General features: G+C 61.9%; 2 protein-coding genes. One reads left to right on the top strand and one right to left on the bottom strand.

Annotation, left to right across the window (positions count from 1 at the left end; genetic code table 11):
- Window positions 1-620: outer membrane protein (locus EN914_RS35275; RefSeq protein WP_164779159.1), on the bottom strand; the 620-nt coding region annotated here is incomplete at its 3' end.
- A 413-nt stretch (window positions 621-1033) separates the two neighbouring features.
- On the opposite strand from EN914_RS35275, the gene EN914_RS35270 reads away from it, so the two are divergent.
- On the top strand, window positions 1034-1490 hold a 457-nt coding region (locus EN914_RS35270; RefSeq protein ID WP_127389682.1), incomplete at its 3' end, for an SDR family NAD(P)-dependent oxidoreductase.

Here is a 1490-nt window from a genome sequence, read left to right as displayed (position 1 = left end):
GCCTTGACCTTGCCGATGCCATCGAAGCTCTTGCTGCCGAAGTCGGTGTAACGATACTCGACGCGACCGAAGACATTGTCGGTCAGCTTGATGTCGGTGCCGAGACCAGCGGTCCAGCCGAGCAACGTGGCGCGGTCCGAACCGTATACGTCGTCTTCGACCTTCAGGCTTCTTCCGGCGAGACCGCCGGTGCCATAGAGCAGGATTTCCGGGGTCACGGCATAGCCGAGACGGGCTCGCAACGAACCCTCGAAGCCGGCCTTGGAATTGACGCCAGAATCGTCGCCCTTGACGCCGTTGTAGCCGAGTTCGGCTTCAGCGCCGTAGACGAAGTTCTCTTGCTGCCACTGATAGCCGCCGAAGACGCTGCCGACGAAGCCCTTGGTGCCGACGTCAACATTGTCAACACCCAGATCCTTTTCCTTGGTATGGCCGCTGAAGCCATAGCCGACGTTGAGACCGGCGTAGGGGCCGGCCCACGAAGCGACGGGAAGTTCAGCGATCGGCGCAGGTGCCGGCGGCTCTTCCGAAACCACGTCAGCAGCATAGGCAGTTCCGCTGAGGGCGAAGAGCCCGAGCGCAACGGCCAGCGGCCGTGCGAATTTGAGATTGGCTTGCATTGTTGTTTACTCCTTAAGCCACAGGACACAGGCTTGTTTCTCACGATCGCCATCGACCCGTCCGGGGGGTGAAACGGATCTGGCGTTCGTCGGTTCCAAATGTCGTGTCAAAATGCGGCTGAAGCGAACCTGAACTTGGGTCATTCCCCGGCGCAAATGAGGCAGAACCTTGACGTTGCATCTTCGCAACAGCGAAATGGCAGGAACCATCCCGTGCTGCGCTGCACACCGCTTGGTGCAAGGACTCCAGCACCCTATATTGCGGTCGGGCACGCCTGAGTCCAGGGCGGGCCAAGATGCCCAAACGGCCGTTTCGCCACAATGCTGCCCAAGGTGCGAACACCATTTAACGCATGCCGGGCCATATTTCGCCGGCACTGCTTTTTCGGGCCGAAATTGAGGATTGACACCATATGAGCAAAGCCACTGTCACGGCGCTGGTGACGGGCGGGGCCAGGCGGATCGGCAGGGCGATCGTCGAGGATCTCGCCGCGCACGGTTTTGCCGTCGCCATCCATTGCAACCGCTCGCGCAGCGAGGCCGATGCGTTGGCTGCAGAAATCATCGCCGGAGGTGGCCGCGCCGCAGTGGTCGCCGCCGACCTGACCGATATGGACGTCATCGATGACCTTATCGGCGAGGCGCAAGCAGCGCTAGGGCCGCTCTCGCTGCTGGTCAACAACGCGTCGCTGTTCGAGGACGATTCGGTTCTCGATTTCGACTGGCGGGCCTGGGACCGGCACTTTGCCGTCCATGTGAAAGCGCCCGCGCTCCTGGCGCAGAATTTCGCCCGGGCGCTACCGGCAGGGCGGGAGGGCCTGATCGTCAACATGATAGACCAGCGCGTCTGGCGGCCGACGCCGCGCTACT

It is taken from the genome of Mesorhizobium sp. M7A.F.Ca.CA.001.08.2.1 (assembly GCF_003998455.1).
In the GTDB taxonomy this organism is placed as follows: Bacteria; Pseudomonadota; Alphaproteobacteria; order Rhizobiales; family Rhizobiaceae; genus Mesorhizobium; species Mesorhizobium ciceri.
This window is presented reverse-complemented; position numbering and strand designations above follow the sequence as displayed.